The sequence below is a fragment of the Draconibacterium sediminis genome, assembly GCF_000949475.1.
GTDB classification, from domain to species: domain Bacteria; phylum Bacteroidota; class Bacteroidia; order Bacteroidales; family Prolixibacteraceae; genus Draconibacterium; species Draconibacterium sediminis.
The window spans coordinates 405,798-425,682 of sequence record NZ_JRHC01000003.1 but is presented as its reverse complement, the minus strand read 5'-3'; the positions used below and the strand labels follow the sequence as shown (position 1 = coordinate 425,682).

Genomic DNA, 19,885 nt, shown 5'->3' with positions numbered 1-19,885 from the left:
TGTATTGTCTTACATTTCTAATATTCTTACAGGCCCCAGCAATCCAGAAGAAAGTGGTTCAGCAAACCGAAAAGCCTCCATCGATTGTTTTGTCGTGAATGTGTACCTGCCCGTTTTGTATTCTTTGCCGCCCATCAGTCCGTTCTCAAATTTTACCGTCCGCACATTGGCATCTGGTTCTTGTTGGTCTCCCAGCAGGCGGTTCACCCAGCGGTTGGCCACTTCTATTTCCAATTCATTGACACCTTGTTTTAAGGCTGCGGAGATGTTAATTCGCCACGGAGCGCACCAGATTACGCCAAGATCTTCACCGTTCAGTATTACACGGGCAATGTCGTTTACCTCGCCCAGATCGATATAATATTGTTTCTCAGATAAAGTTTCCAGCTCAAATATTTTTCTGTAGGTGGCAATTCCTGAATAGTATTTAATCTCGCGCATTTCGTGTGTTGTCCAATCCAGCAATTCATCAAATCGAATATTTTCAGGGCCACCAAATTTTGGATTGAACGCAACATCCCAGGCTCCTTCGATGGTTTTAACTTCAGCAAAAGATGGAAAATTGGAAGTATTGTTATTTTCGTCTGCCTTGTTTTCTCCTCCTGAAAATGTAACAAAGAAACTTTCGTACGGGAAGAATTCCAAAGGAATTGTTGTCACACCATTCTCGACTGTGTAGTTTGGAATTTTCCGGGTTTTGCCGGTGGTACCAATCCACAATTCGGGCTCGCCTACCGCACGGAATGTACAGGCTGTTTTTTGGAACTCGTTGGTTCTGTTTGCCACAAAATAGATATCCTGCTCATTGGTTTTACGGTGTCCAAAACGAATGCTGTTGTTATCCGATTTAAAATCTTCATCAATATTTAGTTGAGCTAAAAGTTCTGCGGTTACTTTATAGGATGGATACAATTCATCGGTTTTAAGTTTTCCTCCCCAATACATTGCTCCCTTTCCCATTTCTTTTTTACTGAGTTCATCAGGAATCTCATACGTCCCCCAAAGTTTTTTGGCAAGTTTCTGCACCTCTTCATCACAGGCCGGATAGTTAACCAAACTCGGTGATTTTTGAGGCGGTATGCCAACAACATTAGCACCCTGCTCTACTAAAGAAATAACTTTCTCCAGTAATTCGGGAGTCATTGTTTCAAAGTTTGGCAATACCAGCAATTCGTACGATGTGGCATTTTCAAAAGCAATTTTGCCGTTTTCAACACGCGTTCTTTCCATTAAAATTTTGGGTGAACAAGCATCAAAGCTGTATCCTTTTTTATCCGGTATCGTTCCATTTTCAGTAATGGCATCGGCTGGAGGCGTAAAAACCATTGGTGCTCCTTCGGGAGTCAAATAAAGGATATCGGAAATTACCTGGCCTTGCTGCATCATATGCGAACAGCGACTGATATACTCATGATAAGCACCTACCATTGGCCACCAGGTTTGACCGCGATCCCAATGCACACCGTAGCGCCCCATAGTCATTCCCGGGCGATGTTCGTCGCCCAGTGGTTTATGTGCAAAAGTGTGGTAAACAAAACGGTTTATTCCATGTGCCAGCGCCCAGTCGCTTTGGTTTTTCATATTGCCGGGTAAAAGCTGCCATGCCTGTGTTGGTTGCGAAGTAAATACCTCGGCTCCAACAACCGGGTCTCCTTTAATGTGTGCAATTGATGTTGCCTGCAATACAGCATAAGAAGCATCAAAACCAAAGCCATCACTCCAAAACTCAGCCATAATTACATCAGCTATTGCACCTAAATCAATGTCACCGGCCGGATTCATATCATAAGGTTCAATCGTTAATTCCAATCCATTTTCATGGGCATAAGCTTTGGCAAATTCCACATGATTTTCCAGTACCAACTCTTTACAGGTTTGGCGCAAATCCCATAGGAAGCGTTCGGTAATCTCTACACTCCCCATAGCCCTTCCAGTGTAAGCAAGCAAATAAGGTTCGGGATCGTAACCGCGTCGTTGTTTAAATTCTTCAATTATGCCGTCGGTACAGTTTTGGGCACCACTTTCCCAGCTGTCGATATGAAAACCGGTCCACCCCACTCCCTCTTTTCGCGGGGCGGTTTTAGCCAATAAAATATCGGTAAAATTTCGAAGATGATTACGGAAGGCCGCAGTATCCATCTTGTTGCTTTCAAGTCCTATTACCGGTTCCGGTGATGGACGTGTGCTTGCACCGGTACCCCTTTTTCCCATTCGGATGATTGTCCAGTTTCCTAATGGTGCATCCCAAACCAGTTTTCCATCAGCTTGCAAGAATTTTGTCACATCAACAATTTCCGATTGCGCTAATACCCGATCTTCGTCGAGTTCTTCGTAATTTGCAAGCGAAGGAAGGTAAGGTTTTACATTGGGTTTCGAAGTGTACGGGTCGCGTTCATACAGCGCTTTTTCATTGATATCTTCAATAACAGGAACGGCACTGGCAGGCACGGCATAAACAGCCACGTCTTCATAATAGGGGTCCTTCATGGTATGCCAAACTGTACTTCGTTGTTTAGGAATAGGCAAGAGCACATCAACTGTTTTTCCCCCTTTAATTTCTAGCTCACTGTATACAAGATGCTTCATCGATTCCTCGGGTTTTACCCAGGGCCCACCACTGCCGCACCAACCCGGACCGGCTCCTAATAATATTTTAATACCCAGTCGCTCAGCCTCTCGAACCGCATGAACATACAATTCCTGCCATTCTTCGCTCATAAAATCGACCGAGCCTCGTGGAACTCCAATTCCAACTTCCAGAAAAATAAGGTTAGTAATACCTGCTTCTTTCATAGATTCCAGATCCTTCGTCATTTCTATGCGTGACAAATTTCCATCCATAAAATACCAGTAAACACCTGGTCTTGCAGAATCGGGAGGGTTTTGAAAGACTTGTTTTAAACCAGCAGTTGATTCTTCTTTAGCGCAAGAAAAAAGCCATCCGATTGATAAAAGTACGACAAAAAAGTATAATATAGTCCTGACACTACCTTCTCGTATTGTTTTCATAAGTTTCAGTAATTAGATATTGGTCTATTAAAAAAAAAAGCATATTTTGACTGAAAATAGCGAAGTATATATTCACAAATAATTCCATACAGAATGTTTGCTACTTACTACTTCTATTCAGACATATGCTATCATATTTATTTTATATGAGACAATTACAATTTTAATCATTAACTTCACCAGTGTAAATATCATTTATATTCAAGCGATTTACAATTGACAATTTGATATTTTTATTGCACAAATTGATATGACTTCAGAAAGTATATACCGAAAATACCTGATGACATTTGACCACGACGAGAAGTGGGGGTTTTATGTAAACAGCCTGGGAAGCACTAAAATAAAATCCGGAGATTCGTACCCATCAAAAGGTCATCCGGGGAGTTATAATTTTTCATGGGAACAGGGACGCATTTTAAATGAATTTCAGTTTGTTTTAATAACTAACGGTGAAGGTTTCCTGGAAACAAAAGAAACCGGAAAGAAAAAAATATCGGACGGCGATGGGTTTATGCTTTTCCCGGGTTTATGGCACCGTTACCGACCCAAGAAAAAAACAGGATGGACAGAGCGCTGGGTAGGATTTTCAGGCACAATTGCTAAAATGTTTTTATCCAATGGCTTTTTCAATTCAAACCGGCCTGTTATCCAAAAATGCAAGCGCACAAATATCTTGGGCTATTTCGATTCTTTGTTTCATCTGTTCAACAACGAACCGTTTGGCTATCAACGTTTGGCATCCGGAATTTGCCTGCAACTGATGGCTGAACTATACAATATTCAACAGATTAGTGATAATGAAGACTCCTTAAACACAATGGTTTCAAGAGCTAAACAAATAATGTATAAACAGATCAACGATTCAATAAATCCAGAAGAAATTGCATCGGAATTTGGAATAAGCTACTCGAAATTTAGAGCTGATTTTAAGAAACAAACCGGATCTTCGCCTTTACAATACTTTCTGCTTTTAAAGATTGAAAAATCCAAAGATCTGTTACTTCGCACAAAAAAAACACAAAAGGAAATTGCGTATTCGCTGGGATTTGAATCGGATTACTATTTTAATCGTTTGTTCAAGCAAAAAGCGGGAATGACTCCACGAGTGTTTCGAAACAATATTAAGAATTAATCTCCAGCATGGAAACATACTTCAATTATAATAAATTAAGGAAATCTTATTGGCTCACAAGATATTGAGCTCTTTGTATATGTATAGTGTAGCCATACTGGGCATATCCCAATCGTCAGGTTAACTTTTCCACCAATATCTTTAAAGTAAATACTTCTTTCAACAAAACACTGTGCTACAAATCACATTAATAGTGGTTGAATTAAACGAGACTAAATTGAGAACAAGTTGATTATCTTTTCAAAATTTCCTATTTTGAGCTCAAATAATAAAAGTTCTTTAAATGTGAACTAAACGGTGACCCGTAAAAATACGACCTTAGTAAATCACTGATATAAAGGCATTAATGGGATCAGGTTCGAATCCTGGTATCCCGACGAAACAAAAGCCTGTAAATTCAATAATTTACAGGCTTTTTTGTTCTTCCATCTCTAAATACATCCTGTTAAGGGCTCACACGTATAATCCGCTTAATATAACCGATTAGGTGCACGTTAAAAAGGCCTTATATTCAAACATACAGCCTCACTTTTAAATTTGATTTTTTTATAGAAATCTATTTGCGTTGAAATTTCTCAAAATATGAGGTAGGTGTATAACCGGTATTCTTTTTAAAGGCACGGTTAAAATTCGATAAATTATTAAATCCACTGTCAAAACAAATCTGCGACACTGTCATTTTTCCCTCTAAAAGCAATCTACAAGCGTATCCAATTCGTATTTCGTTGACAAATTCGGAGAGCGATTTTCCTGAACTCTCCTTAAAATACCGACAAAACGCCGATGGGTGCATATTGGCAACGGACGCTACATCTTTTAATTCAACTTTCTTCAGGTAGTTCGTATTCAGGTAGTGCATAACTTTAGTTAAGCGGTTACTGGTAAAATCGTGCTTCTCCAACTGATAATACTCCCCGGCCAATAAACGATACTCATTTGACTTTGCCATTAACTGTAACAACTGAAGCATGTATGATAAGCGGTCAAAACCATCAGAACGAGCGACCTTCATTACTTTCTTCCTGACTTTATCCGCAAACTCTTTTGTGAAACACACTCCCCTGCCCGACTTTTTTAAGAGCTCTTTAATCATATAAAACTCAGGATAGTTATCTAATGCTTCTCTGAAAAACTCATTCGGTAATTGCAATACAATATACCGGACTTGTTTTTTGTTATTTCCTTCATAATACGATACATCAGATTTCCAAAAGTGCGGTAAATTACAAGCAAGCATCACAAAATCACCCGCCTGAAATTCTTCAATACTATCAGCAACGAAACGTGTCCCAAACCCTTCCAACACATACATAATTTCGTACTCCGAATGAAAATGCCAGGGATACGTAAAACTCTCTCTTTCCTGAACTTTTACTTTAACAACTGATTTCCCCGGGAAATCAATTTGTTCGTGCATCAATTTCATAGTCTGACCGTTAGATTGACGCTAAAAATACAAAATTGCAAAACAAATACAAACACTTGCAAATGTAGTACTATATCCAAATCATGAAAAAATGTAGATTTACTGCTAGAACTTAGAACCTAACTTATGACTAATAAACGATGTTACTCTTTGCCATCAATTGGCAATATAAATACCTCACAAATATATTTAAGCAGCTTTATTTGCCCTCACAATGCAAAGTTTTCTTCGTTAAACAGAACTTAAATTTGCATTTATGACGATCTATTTAAAAGTTAGGCCCGAAGAGTTAATTTCGTAAGAAGCTCAATACAACGGGCTTAATAGTTTATTCAATTTTTTATTTACTAACAAAACCAACTGCGATGAAAACGGTATTACTTAGTACACTCCTTCTGCTGTCTCAAACATTATTTGCCCAACCGATTACAGAATTCAGCATCGAATTTTCGGAAGACTGTTTAAACACTCCGGTATCTTTTTCTTTAATCGGTATAAATTACAACACCGATAATAATTCACTCGTACTGTATGAAGTAATTGATGGAAAAGAAAATCCTATTCCCTGCCAGATTGAAACAGGACATTCGGCGCGTCTTTGGTTTTTGCTAAACGGAGAAACTAAAAAAGGAACTGTTCGGGAGTTTCTGTTAAAAGCAGAAGAGAAGCCGGCAAACACAAATACCAGTATAACATTAAAACGTGATCACAAAGATCTCAGTTTGCAAAAAGGCGAAAATCTCATTCTGAAATACAGACATGCCGTTACTTTCCCTCCTGAAGGTATTGATCCGCTCTATAAACGCTCAGGCTACATCCATCCATTAAGCTCACCCGGAGGAAAAGTCCTTACGCGTATTCAGGCGCCCGATCATTACCACCATTACGGCATATGGGGGCCATGGACCAAAACGCACATAGATGACAGATCTGTTGATTTTTGGAACCTGAAAGAAGGACAGGGAACGGTTAAGTTTGCCGGTTTTCTGTCAGAATCAGAAGGAGCAATATATAGCGGTTTCAAAGCTTTACAACAACATATTGATTTTGGAGCTCGTGGCGAAGACCAAATTGCCATGAATGAGATTCTGGATGTACGCGCCTGGAATATTGGCGAAGATGTTTGGATGGTTGACTACACCACCTCGCTAAACAGTCCGCTAAAAAACGGAATTATGCTTGATGCTTATCGCTATGGCGGAGGAATTGGTTTCCGCGCAACAGAAAGCTGGCACAAAGACAATTGTACTGTTCTCACATCTGATGGAAAAACAAGAGTTGATGCAGATGGTTCATATGCCCGCTGGTGTTTGGTAGAAGGTCAGTCTGATGTTGATGAAGGCCGTTCCGGGATACTTTTTATGAGCCATCCTTCGAATAGAATGCATCCGGAGCCAATGCGTGTTTGGCCACTTGATGCTAATGGCGGACGCGGTGATATGTATTTCGAGTTCGTCCCGATACGCCATGATGATTGGCAACTGAAGCCAAAGCAAACGTATACCTTAAAATACCGTATGCTAATTTTTGACGGTGAGCTTGATGCCGAAACAGCAGAAAAATACTGGAATAGTTTTGCAAGTATTCCAAAAACCAACTTAAATTAGTCACATTACTATAACCAATAAAACTTAAATATGAAACGAAGAGTATTCTTAAGAAATGCAGCAACTACAACAGCCGGTGCGATGGTAATACCAACAATTGTACCTTCTTCTGTTTTTGGCGCATCAGCCCCCAGTAACAAAATCAATATAGGTCAGATTGGCTGCGGACGTATTGCAGTAACCCACGATATGCCGGGCACCATGCAACACGATGTTGCCCGTATGGTTGCTGTTTCAGACTTAGACAGCATCCGTATGGAAAAAGGGAAAAAACTGGTGGAAGACTACTACAAGAAAAAAGGGACCAGTGTTGAAGTTAAAATGTATGCCGATTACAAAGACATGCTGGCTGATAAAGATATTGACGCGGTTGTAATTAGTACTCCAGACCACTGGCACTCGCAACCTGCCATTGAAGCAGCATTAGCCGGTAAAGATATTTACCTACAGAAACCAACATCGTTAACCGTGTCAGAAGGCCGTTTATTGAGCGACATCGTTAACCGCCAGGGAACTGTTCTCCAGGTAGGTACCCAGCAACGTTCTTCTTCACAATTCCTTCGTGCAGCCGAACTGGTACGTAACGGTCGAATTGGAAAAATTCACACCGTAAAAATTGGTCTTCCCGGTGATCCCGGCGGCCCGGTTTTCGAAACAAGCCCGGTTCCTTCAACATTCAATTTCGATATGTGGTTGGGCTCAACTCCTGAAGTGGAATACAAAGAAAAAATGGTTCATCCGCAACACGATTACAGCCGTCCGGGATGGTTGCGTAACCGAAGTTATGGTGCCGGAATGATTACCGGTTGGGGCCAACACCACTATGATATTGCAGCATGGGGTATGGATACCGAATATACCGGACCTATTTCGGTAGAAGCTGTTGCACAATTCCCAAAATCGGGCGACTGGAATGTTCATGGTGATTTTATGGTTAAACAGGAATACGCAAACGGAGCAACCGTATTTACCAGCGGTGGTTATCCAAATGGTATTCGTTTTGAAGGCGAAGATGGATGGGTTTTTGTAACCCGTGGTGCTTACCGCGCAACACCATCAGATCCGATTCCGGCAGGTTCTACAAAAGCCCTGGATGCCAGTAGCGACGATATTTTAAAATCTGTAATTGGCGACGACGAAACCAAACTTTATGTTAGTCATGAACAACACGGAAACTGGTTAGACTGTATCCAATCGCGTAAAGCTCCAATTTCTCCTGCAGAAATTAGTCACCGCACATGTACCATCTGTTTGATAAGCGATATCGCGATGCAAATTCCGGGAGTACTTGAATGGGATCCAGCTGTAGAACGTTTTAAAAACAACGATCTGGCTAATTCAATGTTAAGTCGTCCACAACGTTATCCGTACGGAACCGATTATATCAAACGATAATTAGCAGAAACTATAAAAGGGAAAAGTTCTCTATTGACCGAAATAACTTCCCCCGGTATTAATACCGGGGGAAGACATATAATTTTAATGTAGGCGTAGTCCATAAATTTCAGAAACAAAATGACCAGAATATTATTAACAGTTGTGTTACTGATTTCCGTTATTTCAGTAAAAGCACAAATCGAACAGTTTAAATGTACTCCCGAATGGGTGCAGAAAATCGAAAAAATTGCTCCGGCTAAAGCCGAAGTACAACCTCAAAAAACAAGGAAGGTATTGATATTCGACCGGTTTACCGGTTTCGACCACTGGGTTATTCCACATACCAGCCAGGTAATTAAAGTTCTGGGACAAAAAACCGGTGCTTACGAAGTAAGAATAACCAAAGATGTGTTTTGTTTTGAGAAAAATAACCTGCAAAACTACGACGCGGTTGTTTTAAACAGCGCCTGTTCAATTGGTCCGCGACGCGATCTTATCCTGGATTGTCTGGATATAGATACAAGTATGGACGATGAAGAAAAGAAAGTAAAGGCAGCAGAATTGGAAGCCAACCTGATCAACTTTGTAAAAAAAGGTGGAGGTTTAATGGTAACCCATGGTGCCATTGTTATGCAAAACAACTCAATGCCATTTAGCGAGATGGTTGGAGGTAGCTTTGATTACCACCCCCGACAACAAGAAATCAGTTTAGAATTGTGCGATCCAAATCATCCGCTGGCAAAAGCCTTTGAAGGAAAACCATTTGTACATGTTGATGAGCCGTACTTATTCAATAAAGCATACGATCAAAAGAACTTCAAACCTCTTCTGTATATGGATACCGACAAACTTGAAGGGAAAAGAAAACCTATAGAAGATAACATCCGCTATGTTTCGTGGATAAAAAAACATGGGAAAGGCCGTGTGTTTTATGTATCACCATCGCATAATGCACAAAGCTTCGAGGATGAACGTTTACTTAAATTCTACTTGGACGGAGCACAGTATGTTTTGGGCGATTTGAAATGTGACGACTCACCAATTGATTTGTAGTAACATTTTGAAAAAACAAAAACGGTCTGTTTACATTAAAAAGAAGCTACAAACCTTTATTAATGGTTTACAAACTTACATTAATAAATTATCTGGAGAAGGTATCGGAACAATCGTATTTTTTGCAAATTAAGCATCGATATTTGCTAATTCTCTATTAGGAATGTAGTTACATTTGGTCTATATTGACCCAAATTGCAATCGATTGTAATTTATAACTAAAACTAACAATATTCTCTAATTGTACTAAACAAATAACTAAACTAATTAATTATGAAAAATCAAACGATCTTTTCTTTACTCGAATCGCTAGTCAGCGAATTGAATTCAGACAAGACTAAGACTTAAATAAATCTAAAGAAAGAAACTATTTCCCATACTAATTTTTTTAACTAAAACTTAAATCTTATGCAAAAAACACTATTGTTTTTAGCCGTACTTTTCATTACGGCTGGTAGTGCCATGGCACAAAAAACTATTACAGGTACTGTAACTGGTCCCGATGATGTTCCAATACCGGGAGTGACCATTATAGTAAAAGGAACTACTACCGGAACAATTTCCGTTGCTGATGGAACCTATTCACTCGAGGTACCGGAACAGGAAAATACTCTGCTGTTTTCGTTTGTTGGAATGAAACCTCAGGAAGTTGAAATTGGTAACCGTACACTGATTGATGTAAAAATGGAGGCCGATGTTATCGGGCTCGAAGAGGTGGTTGCCATTGGTTACGGTACTGTGAAGAAAAAAGACCTTACCGGAGCTGTTGCTCAAGTAAATGCCGAGAAGCTTGAAAAAGAATCAAGTTCGAACATGACCGATGTACTTCGCGGTGCAGTGCCCGGCTTAAATGTAAGCTTTAGCAGTAGTGCTAAAGGAGTAAGCAGCGCAAGCGACATGCTTATTCGTGGTGAAACCTCAGTACGTTCAGATGCAGGTGATCAACGAAGCGCTAATGCCCCGTTAATTGTTGTTGACGGAATGATTTATAACGGTGACCTTGCCGATATCAATCCGAACGACATTCAGGCTTTCGACATTTTAAAGGATGCATCATCGGCTGCGATTTACGGATCAAGAGCTTCGAATGGTGTAATCATTATTACAACCAAAAAAGGTAAAGTTGGTAAACCAATGATTACTGCAAGTGCCAGCGTGGGTGTTGCTGTAATTGCCCACACTGCACTCGACTGGATGACCGGTGACCAATTTCTTGATTGGCGTATTGCAGGTTTCGAAAACAAAGAAAGACACCAAATTGAAAAACCAGGTTACTACAGACATCCGGATGATGCCGGTGTTGACTTACAAACCTGGAAAGAATATGATGGCTCAGGTGCCGTTGCTGATATTGACCAGATTTGGTTGAACCGCTTAGGCTTATATCCGCTGGAAATTGCCAACTACAAAAGTGGTTATCAGGAAAACTGGAAAGACATTTTGTATCAAACCGGATTGCGCCAGGATTATAATATAAGTTTAAGTGGTGCAACCAGTAATGTGAATTATTATTGGTCAATGGGATACACCAATAATGAAGGTATACGTTACAACGAAGAATTTGAAACTTATCGTTCGCGCATGAACCTTGAGGCAAAAGTAAACGATTGGTTAAAAGTAGGTACCAATACACAATTCTCGGTTAGAGACCAAAGTGATGTGGTTGCAAGCGACAACTGGGGACAAGTTACTCCGTATTCGCAAATGTACGAAAGAGATGCTGAAGGCAATTTTACCGATGTATTGGAATATGCACCAACAGGAAACATATCGGCATCGCGTAATCCGTGGTTGGATCTTGAACACATGGATAATGTTGAGACATTTACAAACCTGTACAGTAAGCTTTATGCTCAGTTAACACTGCCTTACGGATTTAGCTTCACATCTGAGTTTATTCCTCGTTTCTCCTGGGAAGAATATTACAGACACCAGTCATCTGAGCACCCAGACTGGGGAAAACAAGGAGGTATTGCTCGCAGAAGACATACCAAACGTTACCAGTGGCAATTAAATAACATTTTGAAATGGAACAAAACGTATGGAGATCACTCTTTCGATTTCACCTTCCTTCAGAATGCTGAAAAAAATCAATATTGGCGCAGTTATATGGTGCGTCGTCAGTTCCAGCCTAGTGATGTATTAGGTTATCACCGTATGCAGGCAGCTACCGAAGACGTAGAAATTTCGAGTAACGACACCTACAGTACAGCTGATGCGCTTATGGCACGTATGAATTATATTTATAAAGGGCGTTACCTTTTTACAGGGGCGTGGCGTCGAGATGGTTACTCGGCATTTGGACAAGCTAATCCTCGTGCTAACTTTGGTTCGGCTGCATTTGCCTGGACCGTTAGCGAAGAAGACTTCTTTAATGTTGATTGGTTGGACATGTTTAAACTACGGCTTTCGTACGGAGACAATGGTAACCGCGGAGTTGGTACTTACGATGCCATGTCGTCACTGGCAACCGGCAAGTATGTATTACAAACCGATGGAACTGCAGGTTATGTATCGCAATTGTATGCAAACCGTATGGCCAATGCCGACCTAAAATGGGAAAGAACAACTGCTTACAACTTAGGTATTGATTTTTCAACTTTTAACGGTCGTTTAAGAGGTAATATTGAAACATACCTGATGGAAACAACTGATCTTCTTATTCCACGTAAATTACCTTCCATTACAGGATATAGCAGTGTATTTTCAAATTTAGGACAAATTAACAACCGCGGATTCGAACTCTCGTTGACATCAATTAACATGCAGAAAAACGACTTCAACTGGAACACAAATTTTGCGGTATCTTTTAACCGGAATGAAATTGTTAGCCTGTATGGCGACTACGACGAAGATGGCAATGAATTGGACGATCCGACCAACGGATGGTTTATTGGCCATGCCATAGATGAAATCTGGAATTACAAAACCGATGGAATCTGGCAATTGGATGAAGCGGAAGAGGCCGCCAAATACTCACGTAAACCTGGTGATTATAAGATTATTGATCAATTAACCGAAGATACTGACGGCGACGGAGTTCCGGATGCACCTGACGGCTATTATACCAATGATGATAAGGTATTCCAGGGACATTCAAGACCACCATGGCGTTGGAACTTAAGAAATGATTTCAGTTGGAGAAACTGGGAAGCTTCGATTAAGATGTATGCTTATACCGGATACAAAACAGCCAATAACCATTTACGTAATAACGACGTATTTTATGACAGAGGTTCTTCTTTTAATGTTCCTTACTGGACACCTGAAAACCCAAATAATAAATGGGCAAGTGTTGAAAGTTATGAATCAGGATTTACAGTTTACGAAAACAATTCGTTCCTGCGTATCGACAATGTATCGTTATCGTATAATGTGCCTGAGAACCTGTTAGAACGCATTCAGGTTGATCGCTGCATGATATCGTTTATAGCATCCAATCCGTATGTATTTACTTCCTGGTCGTGGATGGATCCGGAAAGAAACTCAACATGGGGTTTTACTCCATCGACTTATACACTAAAACTGAACCTTACACTTTAAAAGATGAAGACAATGAAAAAGATTAATATAATTTCAATTGTAACCCTGATAATGGTTTTAATGTGGACCAGTTGTTCGGAAGATTTTCTGGAACCTAAACCACTATCATTTTATGCTCCTGAAAATACCTTTGTCAACGAAGACGGTTTAAATGCGGCATTGGTGGCATGTTTACGTAATGCCCGTCATGAGTTTTACGGTGATGGTAACCCAATGATCACCGAAAATATCTTTTCGGATGTGGCCGTAGAGGGAACCACTGACAAATCGGGACCGGCTATGGATTTACCGGCTCAAATTCTTCCGGATGCCAACCTGAATAGTACTAACTATAACCGAATCGGATGGTATTGGCAGGAAGGATTCTACCGGATTAAATATGCTAATACGGTGATCTCGCGCATCGATGTTGCAGAATGGGATAGTGAAGCTGATCGAAACAATATCTTGGGAAAAGCTTATTTCCACAGGGCGCGGGTATATTACCGTTTAACCCAACAATTTGGCGACGTGCCTTTATTACTGGAAGAAGTAACTGCTCCTAAGCTGGATTTTTATACCTGTACCCGCGAAAGTATCTTAAAAAAGATGAAAAAGGATATGGAATTTGCTGCACAGTGGGTAAAAACAGAGGCTGATGGAGTACCTATTGGAGACATTAACAAAGCAGCCTGTAATCATCTGTTGACTAAAATAAACCTGGCTTTGCACGAATACGACGATGCGATTGCTTCTGCCAGTGCTGTTATCGACGATGGCTATCATCATTTGATGACTGAGCGTTTCGGAATTGATAAAGATGACCCGGAAAAAAACGTTACCTGGGATTTACACCAGGTACCTAACAAGTCGATAGCCGAAAACCGCGAAAGAATTTATCTGTTAACATCACGCGAAGAATTAACCGAAGATGGAGCCAGTGAGCGCATAAGTATGATGCGCCAAAATGTTCCCTTTTGGCCTAAAAACATTAAAACGCCTAATGGAAACAACGGAATGTCTGATAAACCACTGGGCAGTAAAGTTAGTGGCAAGGAGGTTGAAATTGATATGGTAACAACCTATGGACGTGGAATTGGCCGTTGTCGCCAAACGCCTTATAGCCATACCGGAAACTGGGACGATCCGAATGATTATCGTCATGCACCTGGCAACTGGATGAACATGGAAGACATGGTATACAACAATCCTGACTTAAAAAACAAGAACGACGACTACTATGGAAAAAACCTCCAGTTGTATAACGACGCTGGTGGAATCCTTTGTACTGACACCATTCGTTCGTGGTTTGGATGGCCACACTACAAATTGTATGTTGCTGATCCAACCGACAATACTCCTGACGGAGGTAATGGCGACTGGTACTGCTATCGATTGGCAGAAACCTATTTATTACGTGCCGAAGCTTATTTCTGGAACGGAGAATCACAAAAGGCTGCAGATGATTTAAATGCGGTCCGTACACGTGCCAATGCTGCACCTTATTCTGCTGATCAAATAAATTTAGGAACCATCCTTGATGAGCGTGCACGTGAATTGTACTACGAAGAACCACGTAAAACTGAAATTACCCGCATGGCTTTCATGCTTGCAGAAAGTGGCAAACCATGTTACAATGGTAAAACCTACAGTATGAGTAATTTCTCAGAAAATAATTTCTGGTATGACCGGGTAATGGAGAAAAACAGTTTTTATCGCGAGAATGTAGTTGCGCCTCACTATACCTATCGCGCTGCTCCATGGATTGCACTTTGGCCGATACCTGCCTCAGCTATTAATTCAAACACTATGGGTGTAATTAATCAAAACAAAGGTTATCCGGGTGAAGAAAATTACCGCGAGCCTGTATACTGGCAAGATGGTGAAGGAGAAGGAATCATTGTTGATCCAAATGCAACTGAATAGAAAAAATAGATTTTGCATTCATTGAATGTGAAAGTTTAGTTAGATTTAATTTCAATGCGCTGTTCGTCACCCGACGTACAGCGCTTACCCCAAAAAGCTGTCCAATATATTCGCATCGTTCACTTATACACGCATTAGTGGAATAATTAACTTATTGTAATTAGGTTAATCAAAACCATTTACAATATGCTCTGTTGAGCTATTATCGCCACATATGCAAAACTCTAATTTGTATTCAAGGAAATGAATATATAACCAAGAGGATAAAAAAATTAAAACTCATAAAAGTTAAAATCACTCTCGATGACTAACGCCTTTAAAGTAGAAAATCCAAATTTTACACAAAGTCCACATACAGGAATGACCAGAGAGCATTACATCGAGTTAGCCAAATATATGCTAACCCGTGCTTTCAAATATGTTGATTCGATAGAAACACCGCTAACTTTTCCGATAATCCCCGGTAAGACATACCCCCAACCCAATGCGCCGAACTGGCGGTATCGTTCGGCCGAATTTGAAGCACTGGAAAGAACTTTCACATTAGCAGGACCATTGATCCATGTGGATCCTGAAGTAGAAATCAATAATATAAAACTGCGCGATTATTATAAGCTGCATTTTTACCGCACTTTTACTCCCGGAAATTCAAACTCTCTGCCACTTCCCGAGAATTTACCCGATTCAAATTATCAGTTTACCTGCGAATTTGGCGGTTTATTTAAAACCCTTTTGCTTTTACCCGATACGGTTTGGTCGCTATACAGCGAATCGGAAAAAAACGATATGCTTGAATGCATTACGAAATGGGCTCACCACAGAACCACGCAAAACAACTGGCGAATCTTTAATATTGTAACACTCTCTTTCTTAAAAAAACATGGCTACCCTATTGATGATGATCTGCTAAAAAGCCATTTGCTTTGGGTAGCTTCTTATCACTCAGGCGACGGTTGGTACCTCGAACAAACCTATAATTACTATTCCATTAGCCTGTTCATTGTGTATACAACTATTTGGAACAGAACTTTTGGCGATGATTATTACCCTGAAATTGGTTCTATAATAGAAGAATCGGCTAAAAAACTAATGAAATGTATTACCAGTTTCTTTGGGCGTAACGGATATATAAATATGTGGTCGAGAAGCATTTGTTATCGAACCTGGGTTTCTGGTGCTTTCCCTGTTGCATTTATGCTAAAAGAACAAACTGAACTTGATGCCGGATGGGCCAGACGACTATGTTCCGGTTCGTTATTACAGTTTGTTAGCCGCGAAGAATTCTTTTGCAACGATGTTCCAAGTTTAGGCTTTTATGGTCAGAAGGAGTACATGGTTCAAAACTACAGCTGCTCTGGCAGTCCGTTTCTTATGTTCTTACCGTTCATTTGTTTGGCGCTGCCTGAAGATTCGCCATTTTGGACAGCAACCGAAAACGAAGGAATGTGGGAGACATTGGGCGAAGACTCAAACAAAGTGGTTCTTAAGCACCCCGGCCTGATGCTGGTAAATCATGGAAAAACAGGAACTTCGGAGATTATTCCTGGAAAAGTTTATTACGATGATCCCAATTATTCAAAACTAACTTACAATACACATTTCCCCTGGGAGGATCAAAATCCGCTGGGCGGAACATCAATGGAATATAGTTTCCGCAGTCAGGATCCCAGAGACCTCAGAGGCGATGATGTAAACTTTTATTTGACCGGTTTAACGGTTGATAATGACTCAGAAGAAAACCAACGATACACCACCTCGCAGAATATGCTCTTTAATGGTGTGGAAAACGATATTCTATACCGTCAGGCCATTATGCGTCGTCCTCCTAACAATGGAGTTGGGTATATTATCGACCTGGCCGATATAACCATACCAGGTGGCGTTATCCGGGTTGACAGATCACGTTTGGCTTTCGAATACGAACTAACTTTGGGCCATTTTGGACTTCCTCACCTTGCCGGTAAAAAAGCGGAGATAAAATCATTTGAATTGAATGGTAACCAAATTATTACTGCAAAAATAGAGGGGCGGCAGGTGGCTCTTATCAGTTACTATGGCTGGGATAAACTGGACTGCATGACGCATAATAACCGAAACGCCGAAGCTGATGAAAGTTCTGTAATTTTTGCTTATAAAAAACGTATGCAGAAAAACCCGCCAATGGAGCTAATGATAACCGCACTTCTTCATAAAACTGATGATACCGAATGGACAACAGAAGAACTATCGCCAATTAAAAACTTCCAAATCAATGAAATATCGGCAACGATGTCGCCATTGGGAGCAACAATTGAGCTTAATAACGAAAAGAAATACGAGGTCGACTTCAAGGATATTGATGGGAAAAAAACATGTTAATATATCGCCTTTTATTGCAGCGTAATAGCTTTTACAAACTTTAACTAATTGCCTAAATAGCAAGATATACAAAGCAAGAAATTCAAAAACCTCGAAAGCGATCTGGAATATGTTATATGGAATAAAAAAACTTCAGCCCCAGTACTTTTCCCGATTTTTTCCTTCATGTTAACAATCAAAATCTCTCTAATAAACTTAGGAAGATTTTAATTGTCACATCCCAGGCAGTTGTTTATTCAGCATCATATTCCAGAATAAAGCCGTATTTATACGCTTGATTTCCATCAATGGTGTATTTATCCATTGTTCGTGCACCCCATGCATCGTTACCTCCTACTCCATGAATGTTCAGATCGATATTAAGATTGATAAAATCGCGATGAGGCAATTCATAGGGATGTTGTGCCTTTTCCAAATCCTCTTCGGTGTAAGGCCAAGCCCGGAAACAAAGCGCTTGCAAACCGGTAACTTTTAAGCTTCCTTTCTCCAAATTTGAAAGGGCAAACCAGCGCACATCCGAACGGTTGGCATTATCCTGTGGCGCTATATAATCAATTATAACATTTTGAGTTTCAATCTATGCTGACTACATTATAGCATCCATTTAGAACTGAACCAATATCTTCATTATTTTTCCGGGTGCTTCCGACCATTCTTTCATAGCCACGGGCGCTTCTTCAGGGCTTACCGTTTTTGAGATCAAAATGTTTTCATCAACCTGACTGCTTTTCAGGTACTTTATTACAGCTTCAAAATCGGATGGATTTGCATTGCGTGATCCCATTATTTCCAGTTCTTTTTGTACCCAGAGCTTGGTGGTGAATGCTACCTCGGTGCCGGCATAACCAATACAAACCACCCGCCCTGCAAAAGCAACTTCGTCAATTGCTGCCCGGTATGTAACCGGGTTTCCTGCTGCTTCAATCACTACATTTGGTCCATCTCCGTTTGTAATTTCCAGCAGCTCCTGGTGTAAATCCTTCTCTTTCGAATTAATGATGAAATCGGCACCCAATTGTTGTGCTATTTTTAGTTTCACATCGTCAATATCTACAGCAATTACGGTTGCACCGCGCAATTTTGCACGCACAATTGCTCCACTTCCAATCATCCCGCAACCAAATACAACCACGGTATCAATGTCGGTTACTTTTCCATTGTCGATGGCATGAAATCCAACGGTTAGCGGCTCTACCAAAGCCAGCTGCACATCCGACAAGGCCTCATCTTTTAGCACTTTTTGCCACGGGACAGCAATATATTCGGCCATTGCACCATCGCGCTGAACTCCCAGTGTTTCGTTGTAACGACAGGCATTAAAACGTTTTTGCTTACAAGAGGTACATTGTCCGCAATTGGTGTAAGGAACAACCGTTACATTTTGTCCTTTCTGAAATCCTTCAGGCACTTCATTTCCGGTTTTTTCGATGACTGCCGATATCTCGTGCCCCGGAATACGCGGATACTGTACCATCGGGTTTTTTCCGAGATATGTACTTAAATCGGAGCCGCAAAATCCAACATATTTTATCTTAAGAAGAACATCTCCTTTGCCCATCTGCGGCATTTCCCGTTCTACAATCCTTACATCTCCGGGAGTTGTTATTTCTATTGCTCTCATCTTTATTTGCTGAAATTAAATGTTGTAAATACTTTGTGCATTTTTACAGAGGATCATTTCCTGTTCCTCTTCCGTAAACTTCGAAATTGTTTTTTTAACTAAATCCAGCCAGTTGGAATAGCTTGTTGCCACCAGACATACCGGCCAGTCGGAACCATATAGCAAACGTGAAGGACCAAAAGCCTCAAGCACTGTTTCGAAATATGGTTTGAGTTGTTCCTCTGTCCATAATTTGTAGTCGGCCTCAGTAACCATCCCGCTTATTTTACACGAAACATTCTCGCGCTTCGCCAGCTCTTGTATATTTTTTGCCCAGGGAGCCAGTTCATTTATTTTGATTTTTGGTTTGGCAATATGATCGACCACAAACTGCTGTTCAGGGTGCTGATCAACAAAACGTATGGTATTGGGTAGTTGGTGTTCAAAAATCAGGATATCGTAAACCAGGTCATAGTTTTTTAACAACGAAATTCCCTTATTAAATTCTTTCCCTAAAATGAATTCGGGATCAGGCTCTCCCTGAACAACGTGCCGGACACCTTTTAGCCACGGGTTACTTTTATACCCTTCTAAAACCTGTTGAATATTTGCATCAGCCAACGGCACCCAGCCAACAACCCCTTTCATAAAGTCGTTTTCGGAAGCCAGCTTTAAAAGCCAGTCGGTTTCTTCAAGCGATTGACGTGCCTGCACGGTTACAACGCCTTCAACTTCGGTGTTAGCCAGCGTAGCTTGCAAATCGGCAGGTAAAAAAGACCTTCTGATGGTCACCATTTCATCATCAATCCAATCAAATTCAACCGGATTGTAATTCCACAAATGATGATGTGTATCGATAATCATAACCTTCG

General features: G+C 40.5%; 12 protein-coding genes. 7 read left to right on the top strand and 5 right to left on the bottom strand.

The features are described 5' to 3' along the window. Positions 1 to 9: 9 nt before the first annotated feature. Positions 10 to 3,009, bottom strand: coding sequence for a glycosyl hydrolase (locus tag LH29_RS14175; RefSeq protein ID WP_052670949.1), 3,000 nt, complete (start codon positions 3,007 to 3,009; stop codon positions 10 to 12). 250 nt (positions 3,010 to 3,259) lie between these two features. Here LH29_RS14175 and LH29_RS14170 point away from each other — a divergent pair, with 250 nt between their 5' ends. Continuing rightward, positions 3,260 to 4,144, top strand: coding sequence for an AraC family transcriptional regulator (locus LH29_RS14170; RefSeq protein ID WP_045030880.1), 885 nt, complete (start codon positions 3,260 to 3,262; stop codon positions 4,142 to 4,144). Between the two features lie 556 nt (positions 4,145 to 4,700). On the opposite strand, the gene LH29_RS14165 is transcribed toward LH29_RS14170, so the two are convergent. Further along, positions 4,701 to 5,570, bottom strand: a complete 870-nt coding sequence (locus LH29_RS14165; protein WP_045030878.1) for an AraC family transcriptional regulator — start codon at positions 5,568 to 5,570, stop codon at positions 4,701 to 4,703. Between the two features lie 365 nt (positions 5,571 to 5,935). Between LH29_RS14165 and LH29_RS14160 the strand changes: the two genes are divergently transcribed. The 6 genes from LH29_RS14160 (at position 5,936) to LH29_RS14135 (ending at position 17,413) form a co-directional block, all read left to right on the top strand. Then, entirely contained in the window at positions 5,936 to 7,177 is a 1,242-nt protein-coding gene (locus tag LH29_RS14160; protein WP_082063713.1) for a DUF6807 domain-containing protein, read from the top strand. Positions 7,178 to 7,207: 30 nt separating this feature from the next. Beyond that, positions 7,208 to 8,572 (top strand): Gfo/Idh/MocA family protein, encoded by a 1,365-nt coding sequence (locus LH29_RS14155; RefSeq protein ID WP_045030876.1) that lies wholly within the window; start codon positions 7,208 to 7,210, stop codon positions 8,570 to 8,572. Positions 8,573 to 8,692: 120 nt separating this feature from the next. Then, positions 8,693 to 9,607, top strand: a complete 915-nt coding sequence (locus tag LH29_RS14150; protein WP_045030874.1) for a ThuA domain-containing protein — start codon at positions 8,693 to 8,695, stop codon at positions 9,605 to 9,607. A 408-nt stretch (positions 9,608 to 10,015) separates the two neighbouring features. Further along, the gene (locus LH29_RS14145; protein WP_045030872.1) at positions 10,016 to 13,150 is read left to right on the top strand and encodes a SusC/RagA family TonB-linked outer membrane protein; all 3,135 of its coding nucleotides are present in this window, start codon (positions 10,016 to 10,018) and stop codon (positions 13,148 to 13,150) included. A 12-nt stretch (positions 13,151 to 13,162) separates the two neighbouring features. Beyond that, positions 13,163 to 15,055 carry a RagB/SusD family nutrient uptake outer membrane protein gene (locus LH29_RS14140; RefSeq protein WP_198152453.1) on the top strand — a complete coding sequence of 631 codons (1,893 nt, stop codon included), beginning with the start codon at positions 13,163 to 13,165 and terminating at the stop codon, positions 15,053 to 15,055. 303 nt (positions 15,056 to 15,358) lie between these two features. Beyond that, complete coding sequence (locus tag LH29_RS14135; protein ID WP_082063712.1) at positions 15,359 to 17,413, top strand: DUF2264 domain-containing protein; 2,055 nt, start codon at positions 15,359 to 15,361, stop codon at positions 17,411 to 17,413. A 232-nt stretch (positions 17,414 to 17,645) separates the two neighbouring features. On the opposite strand, the gene LH29_RS14130 is transcribed toward LH29_RS14135, so the two are convergent. From LH29_RS14130 to LH29_RS14120, 3 genes are read right to left on the bottom strand one after another with little or no spacing between them, the layout of a single operon-like run. Continuing rightward, a complete protein-coding gene (locus tag LH29_RS14130) occupies positions 17,646 to 17,960 on the bottom strand; it encodes a beta-galactosidase small subunit-related protein (RefSeq protein ID WP_262485564.1) in 315 nt (104 codons plus the stop codon). Between the two features lie 57 nt (positions 17,961 to 18,017). Continuing rightward, positions 18,018 to 19,034: a zinc-binding alcohol dehydrogenase family protein gene (locus LH29_RS14125; protein ID WP_045030865.1), complete on the bottom strand. Its 1,017-nt coding sequence runs from the start codon at positions 19,032 to 19,034 to the stop codon at positions 18,018 to 18,020. A 15-nt stretch (positions 19,035 to 19,049) separates the two neighbouring features. Further along, positions 19,050 to 19,877 (bottom strand): amidohydrolase family protein, encoded by an 828-nt coding sequence (locus LH29_RS14120; protein ID WP_045030864.1) that lies wholly within the window; start codon positions 19,875 to 19,877, stop codon positions 19,050 to 19,052. Between the last annotated feature and the right edge of the window lie 8 nt (positions 19,878 to 19,885).